This is a genomic window from Micromonospora sp. NPDC049060 (assembly GCF_040649055.1).
Classification (GTDB): Bacteria; Actinomycetota; Actinomycetes; order Mycobacteriales; family Micromonosporaceae; genus Micromonospora; species Micromonospora reichwaldensis.
On sequence record NZ_JBEZEV010000168.1, the window covers coordinates 1 to 3793 of the forward strand.

Annotated in this window: 1 pseudogene; it reads left to right on the forward strand. The window is 73.6% G+C overall.

From position 1 onward, the window contains the following. Positions 1–42: 42 nt before the first annotated feature. Positions 43–3793 (forward strand): annotated as a pseudogene (locus tag AB0B83_RS30025) (beta-ketoacyl synthase N-terminal-like domain-containing protein); the annotation flags it as partial.

The window sequence follows — 3793 nt, forward strand, 5'->3', positions numbered from 1 at the left end:
GAGTCGCAGGTGGTGGTGGCGGATGTGCGGTGGGATCGTTTTGTGCCGTCGTTCACGGCGTTGCGTCCGTCGCGTCTGTTCACCGACATCCCCGAGGCACAGGCGGCGATCGAGGCGGCGGCCCGAGCCGAGACCGGCCCCACCGACCAGGCCTCCGCACTGCGCGAGCGGCTCGCGGCCCTGACGCCGCCGGAGGTCGAGGCGTCCCTCCTGGACCTCGTACGCTCCCAGGTCGCCACGGTGCTCGGCCACGCCACCGTGGAGGCGGTGCGGCCGGACCGGGCGTTCCAGCGTCTCGGCTTCGACTCGCTCACCGCCGTCGAGCTGCGCAACCGGCTGACCGCCGAAACGGGCCTCGCGTTGCCATCCACCCTGGTCTTCGACCACCCGACGCCGGCCGCCCTGGTCGCCTTCATCCGGGAGACCGTGCTCGGAGCATCGGGTGACGCGCCGGCCGACCGCAGGGTCGCCACCGTGGACGACGACCCGATCGTGATCGTCGGCATGGGCTGCCGCCTCCCGGGTGGCGTCGCATCCCCGGAAGAACTGTGGCAACTGCTCTCCACGGGACGCGACGGCATCTCCGAGTTCCCCCTCGACCGGGGCTGGGACAGCTTCCTCAGCAGCGGCCTGTCCGACACGTCCTTCGCCCGCAGGGGCGGCTTCGTCTATGACGCCGGCGAGTTCGACGCCGAGTTCTTCGGCATCTCGCCGCGCGAGGCCCTCGCCATGGACCCGCAGCAGCGGCTGCTGCTGGAGACCTCGTGGGAGGCCGTCGAGTCGGCGGGCATCGACCCCACCAGCCTGCGGGGCGGCGCGGTCGGCGTCTTCGCCGGGGCCAGCTTCCAGGGGTACGCCAGCGGGTCGGTCGGTCGGGCCCAGGAGGTCGGCGGCCACCTGCTCACCGGCAACGCGACAAGCGTGTTGTCGGGCCGGGTGGCGTACTCGTTCGGGTTCGAGGGCCCGGCGGTGACCGTGGACACGGCGTGTTCGTCGTCGCTTGTGGCGTTGCACCTCGCGGCGCAGGCGCTGCGGTCGGGCGAGTGCGACCTCGCCCTGGCCGGCGGCGTCACCGTGATGGCCTCACCGGGCACGTTCGCCGAGTTCTCGATCCAGGGCGGCCTGTCCGCCGACGGCCGCTGCAAGTCGTTCTCCGACGCCGCGGACGGCACGGGCTGGTCCGAGGGCGTCGGCGTGCTGCTGGTGCAGCGGCTGTCGGACGCGCGGCGCGACGGGCGCCGGATCCTGGCGGTGGTACGGGGCACGGCGGTGAACCAGGATGGCGCGTCGAACGGGTTGACGGCGCCGAACGGCCCCTCGCAGCAGCGGGTGATCCGGCAGGCCCTCGCGAGTGCGGGGCTGTCCACGGCTGACGTGGACGTGGTGGAGGCGCACGGCACCGGCACGTCGTTGGGCGACCCGATCGAGGCTCAGGCGTTGTTGGCGACGTATGGGCAGGGTCGGGATGTGCCGTTGTTGTTGGGGTCGGTGAAGTCGAACATCGGTCACACGCAGGCGGCTGCGGGGGTGGCCGGGATCATCAAGATGATCTTGGCGATGCGGCACGGGACCGTGCCGGCGACCTTGCACGTGGATGCGCCGTCGTCGCATGTGGACTGGGCGTCGGGTGCGGTGGAGTTGGTGACGGAGCCGCGGGTCTGGCCGGGCGCGGGACGTCCCCGGCGCGCGGGTGTGTCGTCGTTCGGCATCTCCGGCACGAACGCGCACGTGATCATCGAGCAGCCGGAGCTGGAGCCCGCTCCGGCGCCGGTCGCGCCTGTCGGGTTGCCGGTGCCGTGGGTGGTGTCGGGTCGCTCCGAGCGGGGTCTGGCGGGTCAGGCGGCGCGGTTGGCGTCGTTCGTGCGGGACCGGTCCGATCTTGCTGTGGCGGACGTGTCGTGGTCGTTGGCGACGACCCGGGCCGCGTTGGAGCACCGGGCGGTCGTGTGGGGCTCGGACGTCGACGAACTGGCGGCCGGCCTCGCGACGGTTGCCGAGGGCCACGTCTCGGGTGTGGTGTCGGCGGGTCGCCGGGCGGTGCTCTTCACGGGCCAGGGCTCGCAGCGCGCCGGCATGGGCCGGGAGCTGCACGACGCGTTCCCCGTCTTCGCGGCGTCGTTCGACGAGGTGTGCACGCGCTTCGACGGCTTGCTGCCGCGTTCGCTGCGCGAGGTGGTGTTCGCGGAGGCGGGTTCGGCGGACGCCGCGTTGCTGGACCAGACCGTCTTCGCGCAGGCAGGGCTGTTCGCGGTCGAGGTGGCGTTGTGGGAGTTGCTCTCGTCGTGGGGTGTGCGGGCGGACTTCCTGGCGGGTCACTCGATCGGTGAGGTGACGGCGGCGTACGTGTCGGGGATGTTGTCGCTGGCGGACGCGTGCACGCTGGTGGCGGCGCGGGGTCGGTTGATGCAGGCGTTGCCGGCCGGTGGCGTGATGGCGGCCGTGGGTGCGTCGGAGGAGGCTGTCGCCGAACTGATCGGCGTGAGCGGTGCGGCGGTGGACATCGCGGCGGTCAACGGCCCGGCGTCGGTGGTGGTGTCGGGTGCCGCCGATGAGGTGGCCTCGGTGGTGGCGGCCTGCCGTGAGCGGGGTTGGCGGGTCAAGGAACTGGCGGTCAGTCACGCGTTCCATTCGCGGTTGATGGAGCCGATGCTCGACGAGTTCGCGTCGGTGGTGGCGGGGCTGGACTGGCGGGCGCCGCGGGTGCCGATCGTGTCGAACGTGACCGGTGCGGTGGCGGACGCCGGGGAGGTCACCGATCCCGGTTACTGGGTGCGGCACGTGCGGCAGCCGGTGCGGTTCGCCGACGGTGTGGCGGCGCTGCGGGCGCAGGGGGTGGACACCTTCCTGGAGGTCGGCCCGGACGCGGTCCTCACCGCCCTGGCAGCCGAGGCGGACACGGCCGACGACGTGCGGTACGTCGCCACGCTGCGCCGCAGCCAGCCCGACGTCACCACCCTCACCAACGCCGTCGGGCAGCTCTGGGCCGCCGGCGTGGCCGTCGACTGGGCGGCGTACCTCGGCCAGACCGGCGCCCGGCCGCGCGCGGTGGAACTGCCCACCTACGCCTTCGACCGGCAGCGCTACTGGCTGGAGGACCCCCAGCCCGGCTCGGCTCCGGAGAGGACCGACGCCCCGTCCGACGAGCAGTTCTGGGCGGCGGTCGAGTCCGGGGACCTCGGCGTGCTGGGCGAGGATCTCGCGGTGGGCGCGGACGAGCCGTCCACGGCGCTGCTGCCCAAGCTCGCCCGGTGGCGGCGGGCGACGCAGCAGCGGGCCGTCGTCGACTCCTGGCGGTACCGGGCGACGTGGCGTACGGCCGCCGTGCCGGACTCCGCGACGTTGGCGGGGACCTGGCTGCTGCTGATGGCACCCGGGCAGGAGGACCACCCGGTGGCCGCGGCGCTGGCCGCCCGGGCCGACCGGGCGGTCCCGGTGCTGGTCCCGGCCGGCGCCGACCGCGACCGGGTGGCGCGGCTGCTGCGGGAGGCGATGGGCTCCGACGCCCGGGACGCCCACGTGGTGTCCCTGCTGTCACTGGCCGAGCCGCGGGAGGCGTCCCCGGTTCCGGCCGCCGCCGAGGTGTCGACGGCGCTCGCCGTGGTGCAGGCGCTGACCGACGTCGGTGGGTCGGGCCGGCTGTGGTGGCTGACGCGCGGGGCGGTGTCGGTCGGCGGCTCGGACGAGTTGGCGGATGTCGCGGGTGCTGCGGTGTGGGGTTTGGGTCGGGTGGTGGGTTTGGAGGTGCCGTTGCGGTGGGGTGGTTTGGTGGATTTGCCGGGGTTGTTGGATGGGG